This window comes from Jiangella alba (assembly GCF_900106035.1).
Classification (GTDB): Bacteria; Actinomycetota; Actinomycetes; order Jiangellales; family Jiangellaceae; genus Jiangella; species Jiangella alba.
The window spans coordinates 3,090,409-3,106,024 of sequence record NZ_FNUC01000003.1; the positions used below are offsets into that span (position 1 = coordinate 3,090,409).

Consider the following 15,616-nt stretch of genomic DNA (forward strand, 5'->3'; position numbering starts at 1 on the left):
CGTGCCCAGACCCCATCCGAAGGAGTTCCGCGACGACGTGGTGGCCGTGGCCCGTCGTGGGGAGGCTCCGGTTGCGCAGGTCGCGAAGGACTTCGGGATCAGCGAGTCGTGTCTGCGTAACTGGTTGCATGCCGCCGATGTCGAGGACGGGCACCGGCCCGGGTCGACCGCGTCGGAGTCGGCAGAGTTGCGCGAGTTGAGGCGCCGTAACCGGTTGTTGGAGCAGGAGAACGAGGTCCTGCGGCGCGCGGCGGCGTACTTCGCTCAGGCGCATCTGCCGGGAAAATGATCTACCCGCTGGTCCGTGATCTTGCTGCCGCCGGCGCCGCTGTCCGGGTGCCGGTCGCGGTGACCTGCCGGGTTCTGAACCTTGCCCGCCAGCCCTACTACCGGTGGCTCGCCGACCCGGTCACCGCTGGCGAGCTCGAGCAGGCGTATCTGGCCAACGCGTTGTTCGACGCCCACCGTGACGACCCGGAGTTCGGCTACCGGCTGTTGGGCGACGAAGCACGCCAGCGTGGTCATCACGCCTGTGACCGCACGATGTGGCGGATCTGCGCCGCGAATGGCTGGTGGAGCGTGTTCGGCAAGAAGCGCGGCACGAACGGCAAACGCCCCGGCCCGCCCTCGCACGATGACCTCGTGCGCCGCGACTTCACCGCGGACAGGGCGAACCAGTTGTGGCTGACCGACATCACCGAGCACCCCACCGGTGAGGGCAGGCTCTACCTGTGCGCGATCAAGGACGTGTACTCGAACCGGATCGTGGGCTACTCGATCAGCAACCGGATGAAGTCGGGCCTGGCCGTGAACGCCCTGGCCAGCGCTGTGGCGCGCCGCGGCGGTGACGTGGCCGGGTGCATCGTGCACTCCGATCGCGGGTCGCAGTTCCGGTCCCGGCGGTTCCTGCGCGAGCTGGCCCGCCACGACCTGACCGGATCCATGGGACAGGTCGCCTCCGCCGGCGACAACGCCGCCATGGAGTCGTTCTTCGCGCTACTGCAGAAGAACGTCCTGGACCGCCGCCGCTGGGCCACCCGCCAGGAACTACGCCTGGCGATCATCACCTGGATCGAACGCACCTACCACCGACGCCGCCGCCAAGCCCGCCTCGGACGCCTCACCCCGATCGAGTACGAGACCATCAACACCACTCAGGTCGCACTCGCCGCCTGAGACCCGCCGTCACCAATCCGTGCAGCAGACCCATCTGTTCCGGCGACCACCGCTGCCGCAGTTTGTCGATCACCACCCGGCGCAACGGGCTGTCCGCCACCAGTTTCCCCGGCTTGGGCCGGGCCCGGAACAACCGCGCCGTCTCATCGGCGGCCACCGCCCGATACGGCTGACCCAGCCACTCGAAACTCAACCTCGCGATCTCCCGCGAAATCGTCGACACCGCCCGCCCCAACCGCACCGCAATCGAGGTCACGACTCATCCCGCGCCCGCCCCACCGCGATCTCTTCCCGCTCCCACAACGACAACCTCGCCGCCACCACGCCACCTCCACCCCACATCCCGCGACGTTGCAACCACCGATTGAGCGGGCCCATGATGTCGCTGATCGTTGATGATCACGTCGTGCCTCGCGGGTGGTGCGTAGAGGTGCTATTGCGAAGCGGTCGGACGCCCAGCACACGGCAGCGACGTGGAAGCATGCTGTCGCCACCGCGACTACGTGGAAGCTCGTTGCGCCGGGCTGGGACCACCTGACGGGGCGGCCCGGCACGCCGGCCCGGGGGCGGGCGTGCCGGGGTCGCGCCTCAGCTCAGGGTGACCGCCCCGAACGTGGCCGTCGTGTAGCGGGCGTTGGCGGTGTTCTCCTGGTGGCCGTCGACGGCGAGGCCGAGGAAGGCGGACGACGGCAGGGTGACGTCCGCGGCGCCGACGACCGGAAGCTCGCGGGTCAGCTGCTCGTGATCGCGTAGCGCACGATGGCCAGGCCGTTGCCGAACCCGGTCGCCTCGATCAGCTGGAGGTCGTGCGCGCCCTCGAAGACGCGGGTTCCCTTGCCGCGCGTCACCGGGCAGACCAGCAGGCGGACCTCGTCGACCAGGCCGGCGTCCAGCAGGGAGTGCATGAGGCTCAGGCTCCCCCACAGCCAGAGGTTCTTGCCGCCTTGCTCCTTGAGCTCGCGGACGGTGCCGACCGGGTCCGGCGTCACGGTCGCGGCGGGATAGGCGCCCCACGGGGCGTCGGCCAGCGTCGACGAGGCGACGTACTTCGTGAGGTCGTTGAGCTTCTGCCCGTACTCGCCCTGGTCGTCGGCGGTCGGCCAGTAGCCGACGGACTGGGCGTAGGTGGTGGCGCCGAGGATCATGGTGTCGACGGAGTCGATGAACCCCATGACCGCCGCCTTGAACGCGGGGTCGGACTTGTCCGAGAACGGCTCCACGGACACGAAGCCGAGCCCGCCGTCCTCCTCCGCGGCGATGTTGTCGACGGTCACCCACTGCTGGACGATGAGCTTGCGCATGATGGTTCTCCTCGTGGTCCGCGGCCTGTCGTGGCGCGTGTGACCCTGGGACGGAACCGATCGCGCGTTCTCGACACCCGCGACGTCAGTCGTAGGCGAGGTACTTGCCCGGCTTGTCCTTCTCCAGGATCTCGAACCGCAGCTGAAGGTCGGTCTGCTCGATCAGGCCGACCTGCTGGGTGAACTGCTCGTTGGTGAGGAAGAGATGGCCGCCGAGCGTCCAGTCGCGCGTCAGCCAGCTGCGAAGGGCGTCGAGCAGGACGCGGTCGGTACCCAGAGCCAGCCGCGACTTGCGCACCCAGAAGTAGACGGCGGCCGCGTAGTCGTCCCACCGCTGGTCGCCGACGGGCGTGATGTGCGCCTGGGCGAACGTCCGGGTGTCGGTGGGCATCAGGTAGACGCAGCCGAGACACTCTGTGCCCGCCGGGTTCATGACGGTGTAGGTGAAGGCCTTGCGATCCTGGTGCCGCTGCTCGAGCCCTTCGAGGTCGGCCCGGTTGCCGTCGACGGTGAAGTCGTCCGCGGGCCAGCTCGACTGCTCCCAGGTGCGCAGGTAGTCCCGGCTCTCCATGACGGCGGCGTAGTCGAGCTCGGCGTCGGTGGCGAGGATCGGCCGCAGGACGAACTCGTCCGTCGTCAGTCCACTCGGGGGTTCGACGTTCTCGAGACGCATGACGACTGGTCCTTCCCGGCAACCCAGCCCGGCGGACGCCAGGCGGCATCGTCGCAGTCTGTCCCGTGAGCCCGGGCGGCGCCAGCGAATTACCCGGGTCAGCTGAGCCCGTCGACGTAGCCGGAGCGGGCGAAGCGTTCGCGCGCCACCGTCCAGGCGTAGCGGTCGAAGCGGCCGTCGTCGCGGATGGCGTCGACGGCGCCGTAGGCCAGCAGCAGCGCCTGGTCGATGTTCTCGAGCACGAACAGGCCCTGACGGCCGAGGGTGACGACGCGGCGGATCATGCGGGCCCAGGTGTCGACGTCGGTGAGGTCCTGCTCGTAGCCGACCCGGTAGATCGGGTACGACTGGCCGATGCGGCGGCTCTCGACGTGCACGCGGTTGAGCTTCGGCAGCCCGGTCAGCCCCAGCGCCTCGTCGACGAGATCGGCGAGGGACTCGTCGTCGAGGCCCCACACGTCGTCGGTCATCGAGCACGGGATCTCGGCGCACAGCACCGACCGGTCGACGGGGTCGTCGGGGTTGTTGCGGTAGTTCGCCGGCTCGGAGATGCGCAGCACCGGCGTGCGCGGGTCGGGGATGTCGTGGGAGTCGTGCGGGCTCCACCGCCCGCCCTGGTGAACGACGTAGACCAGCAGCATGGCGCGGTAGCGCAGCCGGGCCGACGACTCGATGGACGTCAGCGACGGCGCCGGGCGGGCGATGCGGGCGAGCACCGGCAGCGGCAGCGTCGAGAACACCAGCCCGCCGGTGATGACGTCGCCGTCCTGGGTGCTGACCTCGACCTCGTCCTCGGTGACGCGGACGCGGTCGACCTCGGCCTCGCAGCGGATCTCCACCCCCGCCGTCACCGCGGCGTCGGCCAGCGCCTCGACCAGCTGCCCGAACCCGGTGCGCGGGTAGTAGTAGCCACCGCCGGTGGCGGACGTGCCGCGCTTGCGGCTGCGGCGCAGCGCCCGGGCCGCGACCCGCCAGGTGCCCAGCCGGTCGGTCTGGCGGCGGGCCTGCTCGGCGCTGATGCGGTCGCCCGGCATGCCCCACTGCTTCTCGGCCAGCGGCCCGTAGATGGACTCGTACAGCGCCGGCCCGACGCGGTTGCGCACCAGCCCGCCGTAGGTGTCGGCCTCTTCGCGGCGGAACTTCGACACCGCGGAGTCGCGCGCGACCCGGGCCAGGAACGACGGCGGCAGCCGCCGCGCGACCTCGTCGGCCCGCAGCGGCAGCGCCAGCCACTGGTCGCCGACGCGGATGCGGCTGGTCCGGCGCCGCTGCTGGAGGTCGTCGCCGAGCAGGGCGCGCAGGTCGTGCAGGATGGCCGGCGGCGTGCCGGGGTCGAGCCGGTGCGACCCCTGGTCGACCCGCACCCCGCCCACCTCGAACGACGCGGCCAGCCCGCCGACGTGGTCGGCGCGCTCGAGCAGCGTCACCTTCAGGCCCCGCTGGGCAGCCCGCCAGGCGGCGGCGAGCCCCGCGGGCCCGGCGCCGATGACGATGAGATCGTACGAGCCGGTCATGTGAAGACTCACACTAACGAAACTCGCCCCCGCGACACGCCGTCGGCCACGTGGATGAGCGTCACGGCTGCCAGCTGTGACGGCCTACGGTTGCGGTCATGAGCGCCACCGACACCGCACTCGTCGACGCCGTGCGGTCGGCGTTGCGCGAGATCGCCGACCCCGAGGCGGCCGAGCCGATGCGCGCGTACGTGAAGTCCGCCATGCCGCTGCTCGGCATCAAGAAGCCGGCCCGCACCGCGGCGCTGAGACCGGTCTTCGCCGCGCACCCGCTGCGCGACGCCGACGGCTGGCGGGCGACGGTGCTGGAGCTGTGGGACGGCGCCGGGTTCCGCGAGGAGCGCTACGCGGCCACCACGCTGGCGCAGCTGAAACCGTACGCCGCGTACGCGACGCACCCGGACGCGCTCGGCCTCTACGACCACATGGTCGTCACCGGCGCCTGGTGGGACCTCGTCGACGAGCTCGCCATCCGCTCCGTCGGCCCGGTGCTGCGCGCCCACCCTGATCGGACGGCGCCCACCGTCAGGCGCTGGGCCCGCGACGCCGACCTCTGGCGCCGTCGCACCGCCGTCATCTGCCAGATCGGCTCGAAGGCCGGCACCGACGTGGACCTGCTGGCCGAGGCGATCGAGGCCAACGCGCACGACAAGGACTTCTTCCTGCGCAAGGGCATCGGCTGGGCGCTGCGCGAGCACGCCAAACGCGACCCCGAGTGGGTGCGCGCGTTCGTCGCTGCACACGAGGCCGACCTGTCGCCGTTGTCACGCCGCGAGGCACTGCGTAACATCGACCCACCGAGTATTGTTACTCGTGGGTAGCTTTCGATCCGAGGAGGGCCACGTGCCACGCTCCACCAGGCCTGTTCGCGACGTGCTGTTCGTCGACGGCGTGCGTACGCCGTTCGGCAAGGCCGGACCCAAGGGCATGTACCACGAGACCCGCGCCGACGATCTCGTCATCAACTGCATCCGCGAGCTGCTGCGCCGCAACCCGGGTCTCCCGCCTGAGCGGGTCGACGACGTCGCCATCGCCGCGACCACCCAGCTCGGCGACCAGGGCCTGACCATCGGGCGCACGGCGGCGCTGCTGGCCGGGCTGCCCAAGTCGGTGCCCGGTTACGCCATCGACCGCATGTGCGCGGGCGCCATGACGGCCGTGACGACCACGGCCGGCGGCATCGCGTTCGGGGCCTACGACGTCGTCATCGCCGGCGGCGTCGAACACATGGGCCGCCACCCCATGGGCGAGGGCGTCGACCCCAACCCGCGCATCCTCGCCGAGAAGCTGGTCGACCCGTCCGCGCTGGTCATGGGCAGCACCGCCGAGAACCTGCACGACCGCTTCCCGCACCTCACCAAGGAGCGGGCCGACGCGTTCGCCGCGGCCAGCCAGGCCAAGTACGCGGCGGCGCTGGCGGCCGGTCAGGTCCAGCCCGACCTCGTCCCCGTCGCCACCCGCTCCGTCGAGCAGGGCTGGGGCCTCGCGACGGCCGACGAGCCGCCGCGGCCCGGCACCTCGGCCGGCGACCTCGCCGGTCTGAAGACGCCGTTCCGCCCGCACGGCCGGGTCACCGCCGGCAACGCCGCGGGCCTGAACGACGGCGCCACCGCGGCGCTGCTGGTCAGCGACGACGCCGCCGCCGAGTTCGGGCTGACGGCGAAGATGCGGCTGGTGTCGTACTCCTTCGCCGGCGTCGAGCCCGAGGTCATGGGCGTCGGCCCGGTCCCGGCCACCGAGAAGGCGCTGGCCAGGGCCGGCCTGAGCATCGACGACATCGGGCTGTTCGAGATCAACGAGGCGTTCGCCGTGCAGGTGCTGGCCTTCCTCGACCACTTCGGCATCGCCGACGACGACCCTCGCGTCAACCAGTACGGCGGCGCCATCGCCGTCGGCCACCCGCTCGCCTCGTCCGGCGTCCGGCTGATGAACCAGCTGGCCCGGCAGTTCGAGGAGCACCCCGAGGTCCGCTACGGCGTCACCACCATGTGCATCGGCATCGGCATGGGCGGCACCGTCGTCTGGGAGAACCCGCACCACGCCGACTACTCCGAGGAGGCCGCGGCCTGATGACCACCGACCTCGCCACCGTCTTCCCCGACGAAGTCGTCACCACCTCGCACCTGCGTGTCGTCGACCTGCCGCTGGGCGCCGGCAAGGCCGCGCTGATCACGCTCGACAACGGCCACGACCACACCAAGCCCAACACCCTCGGCCCGGCCACGCTGCTGGGCCTCGAGCGGGCCATCGACGCCGCGTACGCCGAGCCGGGCGTCGTCGCCGTCGCCGTCACCGGCAAGCCGTTCATCCTGGCCGCCGGCGCCGACCTCAAGGGCATGGCGCTGGTGACGCAGCGCGAGCAGGCGGTCGCGCTCGGGCAGCTCGGGCACCGCGTGTTCGGCAAGCTCACCGACGGCCCGGTACCGACGTTCGCGCTGATCAACGGCATGGCACTGGGCGGCGGCCTGGAGCTCGGACTGCACTGCACCTACCGCACGGTGTCCAAGGCGGCGCAGGGCATCGCGCTGCCCGAGGTGTTCCTCGGCCTGGTCCCGGGCTGGGGCGGCGCGTGGCTGCTGCCGAACCTCGTCGGCGCCGACAACGCCGTCACCGTCATCATCGAGAACGCGCTGAACCAGAACCGCATGCTGCGCGGGCCGCAGGTGGCCCAGCTGGGCATCGCCGACGCCGCGTTCGACGGCGCCGACTTCATCGAGCGGTCGCTGCACTGGGCGGCGCAGGTGCTGCGCGGCGACGTCGTCGTGTCGCGGCCGGAGGTGGACCGGTCCGAGTCCGCGTGGGACGCGGCGGTCGCGCGTGGGCGGGCAGCCGCCGACGGGCGGCTGCACGGGGCGACGCCGGCGCCGTACCGCGCGCTGGACCTGATCTCCGCGGCGCGGACGGTCACCCGCGAGGAGGGGTTCGCGGCCGAGGACGACGCCCTCGGCGACCTCATCATGGGCGACGACCTGCGCGCCGGCGTCTACGCGTTCGACCTCACCCAGCGACGGGCCAAGCGGCCGGCCGGCGCGCCCGACAAGTCGCTGGCCCGGCCGGTGACGAAGGTGGGCATCGTCGGCGCCGGGCTGATGGCCAGCCAGCTGGCGCTGCTGTTCGTCCGCCGGCTCGAGGTCCCCGTCGTCCTCACCGACCTCGACGCCGCGCGGGTCGAGAAGGGCGTCGGCTGGGTGCACGCCGAGATCGACAAGCTCGCGGCCCGCGGACGGCTGTCGCCCGACGCGCGGAACAAGCTGACCGCGCTGGTCACGGGGTCGACGGACAAGGGCGTCTTCGCCGACGCCGACTTCGTCATCGAGGCCGTGTTCGAGGAGCTGAAGGTCAAGCAGCAGGTCTTCGCCGACCTCGAGGCCGTCGTCTCCCCCGACTGCGTGCTGGCCACCAACACGTCGTCGCTGTCGGTCACCGAGATGGCGTCGGGCCTGCGCCACCCCGAGCGCGTCGTCGGGTTCCACTTCTTCAACCCGGTGGCCGTGCTGCCGCTGGTCGAGGTGGTCCGCGCGGGCGCGACCGACGACGCCACGCTGGCCACCGCGCTGTCCGTCGGCAAGACGCTGAAGAAGTCGTGCGTGCTGGTCAAGGACGCCCCCGCGTTCGTCGTCAACCGGGTGCTGACGCGGTTCATCGGCGAGATCACCCGCGCCGCCGACGAGGGGACGCCGCTGCAGGTCGCCGACAACGCGCTGGCACCGCTCGGCCTGCCGATGACCCCGTTCGTCCTGCTGCAGCTCGTCGGCCCGGCCGTCGCCCTGCACGTCGCCGAGACCCTGCACGACGCCTACCCCGGCCGCTTCCCGGTGTCCGAGAACCTGCGCCGCCTCGTCGCGGCCGGCAAGCCCGGCATCTGGTCGTGGAACGAGCAGGGCAAGCCCTACCTCGACGACTCCACCGCCACCCTCTTCGAGCAGGGTTCCACCGTCCTCACCGCCGACGAGGTGCGCGAACGGGCGCTGGCCGCCGTCGCCGAGGAGATCCGCATCATGCTCGACGAAGGCGTGGTGGCCGAGGCGCAGGACATCGACCTGTGCATGCTGCTCGGCGCCGGCTGGCCGTTCCACCTTGGTGGCATCACGCCGTACCTCGACCGCAGCGGCGTGGCCGAGCGCGCCACCGGCCGGCGTTTCCTCCCGCCCGGCCTCGCGAGCGTCGCCCGCGCCTGACACCGTCGCCGGGCTGCTCTGCGACCACCCCGCCGACGCCGACGACCTCGTCCAGGAGACGCTGGTCAAGGTGTACCTGCGCTGGTCGCGGATCAGCCGGCTGGACAGTCCGGACGCCTACGTGCGCGCCATGCTGGCCAACCAGCACCTGTCGATGCGCCGGTCGCAGAGCCGCGACCGCCGTGGCCGTCGCTGGCCCGGCGCTCCGTCCGCCGTCGACGACCGCGAGCCCGCCGTCGCCGACCGGTCGGCGCTCGCCGATGCGCTGGCCGGCCTCGGCGCCCGGCAGCGCGCCGTCGTCGTGCTGCGGTACTACTGCGACCTCTCCGACGAGCAGATCGCCGACGCCCTCGGGTGCAGCCCGCGAACCGTGCGCAGCCAGGCCTCGCGCGCCCTGGCCCGGCTGCGTGACACGGCGACGGCCGAGGAACTGGGTTGAGCGGAGGACGGATGAACGAACAGGCTTTGCGGGAGGCGTTGCGCGTCCGGGCGGAGGAGCAGACGTTCGACCCGGAGGTGGTCGGCCGCGCTGTCGAGGGTGGCCGGGCCCGCCGGCGCCGGCGGCGGCGGACCCTTCTCGCGGCGGTTCCGGTCGTCGCCCTGGCGGTCGCCGGCTCCGCGGCGGCGGGACTGGCCTGGCTGCCCGGCGATCCGCCCGCCGCGGGCGACGCCGGCACGGTCGCCCGCCCAGTCCAGTTGCTGGCCCAGAGCACGGCGCCTGAAATCGGTATGCAAGCCCATCTCAGCGGTGTGCTGACCGTGGCCGACTACGGCTGTGTCGCGATCGAGCTCGGCGACGACCGCATCATCCCAGTGGCCTGGCCGCTCGGTTGGACGGCCACGCGCGGTGATGACGGCCGGGCCGTCCTGTACGACGCCGACGGACGGCCGCGTGCGCGTGAAGGCAATTCGGTCAGTGTCGGCGGCGGCTCGCTCGACAACGACGTGGCGTGGTCGCCCATCGACTCGGCGCACCCATGCGCCCTCGGTTCGCCCCATGTGTTCCGGGTGAGCGGCGGCGTGGAACCCGTCCCGCTGACCGAACAAGATGCGGCGGCAACATCCATCCGGCCGTTGGCGGCCGACGTCGTCCGGCTCGGACCACACTGCCATGGGCCATTGGCCGCGTCATGACTCGATCTGGCGTGTTGACATGCGCGCCAACTGTTGGCGCGCATGTCAACAGGCCGAAACGCACCCGCGCACCGGTCGCCTGCGACCGTCCAGGCGAACGACGGGCGTCAGGCCTCAGCGCGACGGCGACTCGAGCGGCGACGGTGGGTCGGCGGACGGCGGCGCGGTGGCGTCGGCCGGCGGTGGTTCGCCGTCGTCGCCCGGTGGTCCGCCGTTCTCGGCGAGTTCGCGCGCCCTGAGGACCCGCCGCCAGGCCAGCACCGCCGCGACGATGGCGCCGGTTGCCGGCACGGCGAGGAACAGCCCGATCAACCCGAACGCCGTGCCCGCGGCCGTCGTCAGGATGAGGGTGACGACGGGGTGGAAGTTCAGCGCCCGCGACATCAGCAGCGGCGACAGGACGTTGCCCTCGATCTGCTGCACGAGGACCACGATCGCCAGGGCCCACAGCGACGTGGTGAAGCCGCCGGAGAACAGCGCGACCAGCACCGCGACCGCGCCCGCCAGCGTGGCGCCGACCAGCGGGATGTAGGCCATGATGAACGTCAGCGCGCCGATCGGGACCGCCAGCGGCACGTCGAGGATCAGCAGCCCGACCCCGATCAGCACGCCGTCGACCAGACCCGTCAGCGTCGAGGCGTAGAACCAGTTGCCGACCGTGCGCATCGACGCCCGGAAGGCGGCGTCGGCCGGCTCGCGGTGGCCCGTCGCCAGCGTGCCCACGAACTGCTTCCACAGCTTGTCGCCGCTGGTCAGCGCGAAGATCGTGAAGAACGTGGCGATCAGGATGACGGTGGCGAAGTTCCCGACCAGCGACAGGCCGCCGACCGCCGCGCTGGTGACGTCGCCGAGCACGTCGCCCAGCCGGGACTGCAGCTCACCCAGGAGATCCTGGACGCTCTGCGTGTCCAGGCCGAACGGCCCGCCCTCGAGCCAGTCGTTGATCTCGTTGATCGACCCGGTGACGGCGTCGACCATCCGCGGCCAGGAATCGACCACCTCGGTGATGACGAACACCACCAGCCCGGCGAAGAACGCCAGGAACAACAGCACGCACAGCAACGCCGCGAACACGGCGGGCACGCGTTTGCTGCGCAGCCAGCGGGCCAGCGGCCACAGCAACGCGACCTCGGCGAAGCCGAGCACGACCGCCGTGGCGATGAACTGCACCTGCAGGACCAGCCACATCGCGGCGGCGACGGCGACACCGATGATGAGCAGCCGCAGCGCGATGATGGATTCGGGCCGCAGCCAGTCAGGGTCCGGGCGGCGCCCGGAAGGGGTGGTGGTCACCGATCACACCGTCGTCGTCCGGTCGTGCGGGGTGCTGTCGAGCGCCGCGACCAGCCCGGACACCTCGCGCGCGAGGTCCTGCGCGGTGAGCCCGGCGGCGGCCAGGATCTCGTCGCGCTTGGCGTGGTCGAGGAAACGCTGCGGCAGGCCGTGGTCGTGTACCGGCACCGTGACGCCGGCGTCGCGCAGTTGCTGCGCCAGCACCGAGCCGACGCCGCCGACCCGGCCGTTGTCCTCGACGGTGAGGACCAGCCGGTGCTGCCGGGCCAGCTCGATGATCACGTCGTCGAGCGGCTTCACCCAGCGCGGGTCGACGACGGTGACGCCGACGCCCTGCGCCTGCAGCCGCTTCTCGGTGTCGACGCCGACCTTGCCCATGGCGCCGACGGCGACCAGCAGCACGTCGCGCGTCTCGCCCCTGGCCAGCACGTCGACGCCGCCGACGCGTTCCAGCGCCGGGACGTCGGGCCCGACGGCGCCCTTGGAGAACCGCACCACCGTGGGCGCGTCGTCGACGTCGAGGGCCTCGGTGAACTGCTCGACCAGCTGCGCGCCGTCGCGCGGGGCGGCCAGCCGCAGCCCCGGCACGACCTGCAGGATCGACAGGTCCCACATGCCGTTGTGCGACGGCCCGTCGCTGCCGGTGACGCCGGCGCGGTCGAGCACGAACGTGACGCCGGCCTTGTGCAGCGCGCAGTCCATGAGCACCTGGTCGAACGCGCGGTTGAGGAACGTCGCGTAGACGGCGACGACCGGGTGCAGGCCCATGGCCGCCATGCCGGCCGCCGACGTGGCCGCGTGCTGCTCGGCGATGCCGACGTCGAAGCAGCGGTCGGGGAACGCCCGGGCGAACGGCTCGAGTCCGGTCGGCCCGAGCATGGCGGCCGTGACGGCGACGACGTCGGCCCGCTGCCGGCCGGCGCGCACGAGCGCCTCGCTGAACACGTCGGTCCACTCGCGCACCGGCTTGCCCGCAGGGGCGCCGGTGGCGGGGTCGAATGGCCGCGGGCTGTGCATCTGGTCGGCTTCGTCGCGGACGGCGGGGTCGTAGCCGAACCCCTTCTGCGTCAGGCAGTGCACCAGCACCGGCCCGCCGAACCGTTTCGCCTGCGTGAGCGCCTGCTCGACCTGCGCGCGGTCGTGCCCGTCGATGGGGCCGATGTACTTGAGGCCGAGGTCCTCGAACATGCCCTGCGGCGCGAGGAGGTCTTTCAGGCCCTTCTTGACCCCGTGCAGCGCGTCGTAGAGCGGCTGGCCGACCAGGGCGGTGCGGCCGAGCGTCCGCTTGACGACATCGAGCGCCTGTTCGTACCGCGGGTCGGTGCGCAGCCCCGTCAGGTGCCGGGCCAGCCCTCCGACCGTCGGCGAGTACGAACGGCCGTTGTCGTTGACGACGATGACGAGCGGCCGGCGGTCGGGGCCGGTCTGCGGCCCGCCGGCGATGTTGTTGAGCGCCTCCCAGGCCATGCCGCCCGTCAGCGCGCCGTCGCCGATGAACGCGACGACGGTGCGGTCGCGCTCGCCGCGCACCGAGAACGCCTTGGCCATGCCGTCGGCGTACGACAGCGCCGTGGAGGCGTGCGAGTTCTCGACCCAGTCGTGCTCGCTCTCGGCGCGGCTCGGGTAGCCCGACAGCCCGCCGGACTGCTTCAGCCGGGTGAAGTCGTGCCGCCCGGTGAGCATCTTGTGCACGTAGGCCTGGTGCCCGGTGTCGAAGACGATGGGATCGCGCGGCGAGTCGAACACCCGGTGCGCCGCGATCGTCAGCTCGACGACGCCGAGGTTGGGTCCGAGATGCCCGCCGTTCGAAGCGCAGGTCGCCACCAGCCGGTCGCGGATCTCCGCGGCCAGCGACTCGAGCTCGTCATCGGACAGTGCCCGCAGGTCGCGGGGGTCCTTGATGCGGTCGAGAAGTCCCACGCGTGCTGCCTCCAAGTCGCGTCGGTGCTGACTGCCGAGTCTAGAGGGCGAACGTCTCTCGATCACGTTCAGGTGTCTTTGTTGAGCGCGTGCCGCGCGGACCACTACCCTTCCGCTGTGTCTCACGAGGAACGGGTGTGGGGGCGGTTCGGCCGACTGGGACGCCGGACCACCGGCGCCATCGTCGCCGCCGCGGGCGGTCTGCTGTGCGCGATCAGCGCCTACGTCGCCTGGTACGGCGGCCGGGCGCCGCACGAGTTGCCCATCAGGCACCTGGCCGAGACCGGTGCCCCGGGCGCGGCCAGCGGCTACTGGGCGTCGGTGGCGGCGCCGCTGGCAGTGGTCGGCGCGCTGTGTGCGCTGGGGGCGCTGCTGCGGTTCAGGTTCCTCCTCGTGCTGGCCTGGATGGTCGGGGTGGCGACGCTCGCCCTCTGGGGGCTGATGCGCGCCATCGGCAACGCGACGGACAACGCGCCTGCCGGCATGGGCGTCGGCGCCGGTGTGTGGGTGTGCGGGATCGGGCTGCTGGCGATACTGGCCGGCGTCGTGATCATGGGCCCGCGCAAGGAAGAGGTCGACGCTCCCCTGTCCATGTTCGGCGACGACAGCTGACGTTCCTCCGGGTGCTCCCGACGCGTTGAGCACACGCCCGCCCAGCGCCCCGCCCAGGCCCTCGTCCGCGTCGCCGGCGGCCACCGACGCCGTCGAGGCCGCCCATCTGTCTGCGCCACCCGTTCTTCGCCGCCCGAGTCCTCGCTGACCTGCGGCGCACCGACTCGGCACTTCGCGACTCCGCCGTGCACGGACCGGGGCCCCGTGGCACAGTGGAAGTGCGGCCGGTGCCGCCCGGCACGCGGCCGTGAACGAGTCGTCTGGACCCTCGACAGGGAGGCGATCCACATGACCACACGTCAACGCGCCACCGGAGCCATCGTCGCCGTGATCGGCGCGCTCGGCGTCACGGCCAGCGGGTATCTCGACTGGCTGGGCGGCCGCGACGCCACTGAGATACCGCTCGAACGGCTCTTCCAGACCTCCTCCGTGGGCACGCCGTCGTCGTACTGGAACTCGATGGCGCTGGCGCTCGCGGTGGTCGGTCTGCTGGGCGTGCTCGGCGCGCTGCTGTTGTCGCGGTTCGTCCTGATTCTCGGCTGGCTGGTCGGCGCGGCGACGCTGGTGCTCTGGCTCGTGATGTCGGCGAACGACGACTCGCTGTCGGTGTCGGTCAGCGATCTGCAGTCGGGCGTCTGGATCTGCGGCGTCGCGCTGCTGGTGTTCCTGGTCGGGATCATCGGCATGGGACGCGGGCTGCGGTCTCGTGTCGACGCCGAGGAACGCGTCGACCCCGTCCCGCCGCCCGCCGCCTGACGTCCTGGGTCCGGGTGTCGGCCCACGCCACCAGGGCACCGGTTCGCGGCGCACCGAGCACCGTTCGATCACCCCGGCGAACCGCTCGGCCAACCGGGCACGGTCGTGCCGGGCGAGCTCCCACCCGTACCGCACCACGTCGAGTCCTGACTCGCGGAGCTTCCACTCGCGTTCTCGCTGGTCGGCGATCACTCGCCCAGCATCGAGCCGGCCGTCGTACTTGAGCGAGCCGTCGCCTACGAACGCCAGCCACCGCTCTGGTAACAGGTGGTCGAGTCGATAGCGCCGTCCGCCGGCCTCGACCCAGGCGTTGGACACCGGCACCGGCAGTCCGTGCTCGATGAAGGTCAGCCGGCCCAGCGTCTCCAGCGGACTCTCGGCGAAACCATCGGCCCGAGCGATCACCAACGCCGCTGAGCGGACGCCTCGCCAACCCGCCTGGAACTCCGCCACCGATCGCAGCTCCGTCACCGTGACGCCCGCGGACAACGCGGCGTCGGCGACCACCAGCGCCTCTGCATGCGGCGAGGTCCGAGCGATGTCGACAACGGTTCGGGGCAGAGACGTCACCCGACATCCGTTGGCGTACGCGCGATGCTCCGGTGGGAACGCGACCGCCCTGAGCCGCCCGGCGAGGTTGTCGCTCGGGCTTCGGGTGCCGACCGGGACCACCGCCAATGGCTGGGACGGCGGAGGGCCGACGGCCGGCAACCCGAGGACCGCCGCCGCAGACCAGCCACCGGCTGCCGCTGCCGGGCCACAGGCCAGCGTGAACGCGCGTGACCGCTGGCCGAACGCCGTCCAGGTGTCTGCGTCCGTGGGCTCCGCCGCGGCTGCGTACACGCCCCTCGCGAGGCGGACCAGGAGCCCGGACCCCGTCAGCCGCACCAGCCGCGACCTGCTGACATCTCGTGATTCGGCCTCGGCCACACTGAAGACGCCGTGCCCCGCGCGGAGCAGGCGGCTGACGTCGTCGGGCAGGTCTCGCATGCCGTCAAGATCAACAGATCGGGCCGCTCGCCGCCACCGCCGATCCCGGAAATGTGGACAACGCGCCGC

14 protein-coding genes and 1 pseudogene are annotated in these 15,616 nt (G+C 71.9%); 8 read left to right on the top strand and 7 right to left on the bottom strand.

The features are described from left to right. Position 1 precedes the first annotated feature (1 nt). A protein-coding gene (locus BLV02_RS16670) for an IS3 family transposase (RefSeq protein WP_171906923.1) occupies positions 2 to 1,176 on the top strand; the annotation gives its coding sequence in 2 pieces (ribosomal slippage) (positions 2 to 280 and positions 283 to 1,176; 1,173 coding nt in all). Here BLV02_RS16670 and BLV02_RS35700 read toward each other — a convergent pair. The 4 genes from BLV02_RS35700 to BLV02_RS16685 form a co-directional block, all read right to left on the bottom strand. Beyond that, entirely contained in the window at positions 1,145 to 1,432 is a 288-nt protein-coding gene (locus tag BLV02_RS35700; RefSeq protein WP_143045065.1) for a hypothetical protein, read from the bottom strand. The two genes, BLV02_RS16670 and BLV02_RS35700, sit on opposite strands and share 32 nt — an antisense overlap. Before the next feature lie 475 nt (positions 1,433 to 1,907). Then, on the bottom strand, positions 1,908 to 2,477 hold the full coding sequence (locus BLV02_RS16675) for a dihydrofolate reductase family protein (protein ID WP_069114715.1): 570 nt from the start codon (positions 2,475 to 2,477) through the stop codon (positions 1,908 to 1,910). Between the two features lie 85 nt (positions 2,478 to 2,562). Continuing rightward, a complete protein-coding gene (locus BLV02_RS16680; RefSeq protein WP_069114716.1) occupies positions 2,563 to 3,150 on the bottom strand; it encodes a GNAT family N-acetyltransferase in 588 nt (195 codons plus the stop codon). A 98-nt stretch (positions 3,151 to 3,248) separates the two neighbouring features. Then, positions 3,249 to 4,664: a protoporphyrinogen/coproporphyrinogen oxidase gene (locus tag BLV02_RS16685; RefSeq protein WP_069114717.1), complete on the bottom strand. Its 1,416-nt coding sequence runs from the start codon at positions 4,662 to 4,664 to the stop codon at positions 3,249 to 3,251. Between the two features lie 98 nt (positions 4,665 to 4,762). Between BLV02_RS16685 and BLV02_RS16690 the strand changes: the two genes are divergently transcribed. Genes BLV02_RS16690 through BLV02_RS16710 form a run of 5 tightly spaced genes read left to right on the top strand, consistent with a single transcriptional unit; the run spans position 4,763 to position 9,976 of the window. Next, complete coding sequence (locus BLV02_RS16690; protein WP_069114718.1) at positions 4,763 to 5,485, top strand: DNA alkylation repair protein; 723 nt, start codon at positions 4,763 to 4,765, stop codon at positions 5,483 to 5,485. 22 nt (positions 5,486 to 5,507) lie between these two features. After that, positions 5,508 to 6,734 carry a thiolase family protein gene (locus BLV02_RS16695; protein WP_069114719.1) on the top strand — a complete coding sequence of 409 codons (1,227 nt, stop codon included), beginning with the start codon at positions 5,508 to 5,510 and terminating at the stop codon, positions 6,732 to 6,734. After that, entirely contained in the window at positions 6,734 to 8,842 is a 2,109-nt protein-coding gene (locus BLV02_RS16700; RefSeq protein WP_069114720.1) for a 3-hydroxyacyl-CoA dehydrogenase NAD-binding domain-containing protein, read from the top strand. Before BLV02_RS16695 ends, BLV02_RS16700 begins: the two co-directional genes overlap by 1 nt. Then, positions 8,745 to 9,281, top strand: a complete 537-nt coding sequence (locus tag BLV02_RS16705; RefSeq protein WP_083289178.1) for a SigE family RNA polymerase sigma factor — start codon at positions 8,745 to 8,747, stop codon at positions 9,279 to 9,281. Before BLV02_RS16700 ends, BLV02_RS16705 begins: the two co-directional genes overlap by 98 nt. 11 nt (positions 9,282 to 9,292) lie before the next feature. Next, positions 9,293 to 9,976: a hypothetical protein gene (locus BLV02_RS16710; protein WP_069114721.1), complete on the top strand. Its 684-nt coding sequence runs from the start codon at positions 9,293 to 9,295 to the stop codon at positions 9,974 to 9,976. 114 nt (positions 9,977 to 10,090) lie between these two features. Here the strand turns inward: BLV02_RS16710 and BLV02_RS16715 are convergent, their stop codons facing one another. Together BLV02_RS16715 and dxs are read right to left on the bottom strand one after the other, a co-directional pair. Next, positions 10,091 to 11,269: an AI-2E family transporter gene (locus BLV02_RS16715; RefSeq protein WP_069114722.1), complete on the bottom strand. Its 1,179-nt coding sequence runs from the start codon at positions 11,267 to 11,269 to the stop codon at positions 10,091 to 10,093. 3 nt (positions 11,270 to 11,272) lie between these two features. Then, positions 11,273 to 13,189 carry a 1-deoxy-D-xylulose-5-phosphate synthase gene (gene dxs, locus BLV02_RS37620; protein WP_069114723.1) on the bottom strand — a complete coding sequence of 639 codons (1,917 nt, stop codon included), beginning with the start codon at positions 13,187 to 13,189 and terminating at the stop codon, positions 11,273 to 11,275. Between the two features lie 117 nt (positions 13,190 to 13,306). Between dxs and BLV02_RS37625 the strand changes: the two genes are divergently transcribed. Both BLV02_RS37625 and BLV02_RS37630 read left to right on the top strand, forming a co-directional pair. Continuing rightward, positions 13,307 to 13,801: a hypothetical protein gene (locus BLV02_RS37625; RefSeq protein ID WP_245737733.1), complete on the top strand. Its 495-nt coding sequence runs from the start codon at positions 13,307 to 13,309 to the stop codon at positions 13,799 to 13,801. Positions 13,802 to 14,089: 288 nt separating this feature from the next. Beyond that, the gene (locus tag BLV02_RS37630; protein ID WP_069114725.1) at positions 14,090 to 14,557 is read left to right on the top strand and encodes a hypothetical protein; all 468 of its coding nucleotides are present in this window, start codon (positions 14,090 to 14,092) and stop codon (positions 14,555 to 14,557) included. 843 nt (positions 14,558 to 15,400) lie between these two features. On the opposite strand, the pseudogene BLV02_RS38570 reads toward BLV02_RS37630, so the two are convergent. Continuing rightward, positions 15,401 to 15,547: pseudogene (locus BLV02_RS38570) on the bottom strand (type IV toxin-antitoxin system AbiEi family antitoxin domain-containing protein); the annotation flags it as partial. Positions 15,548 to 15,616 lie beyond the last annotated feature (69 nt).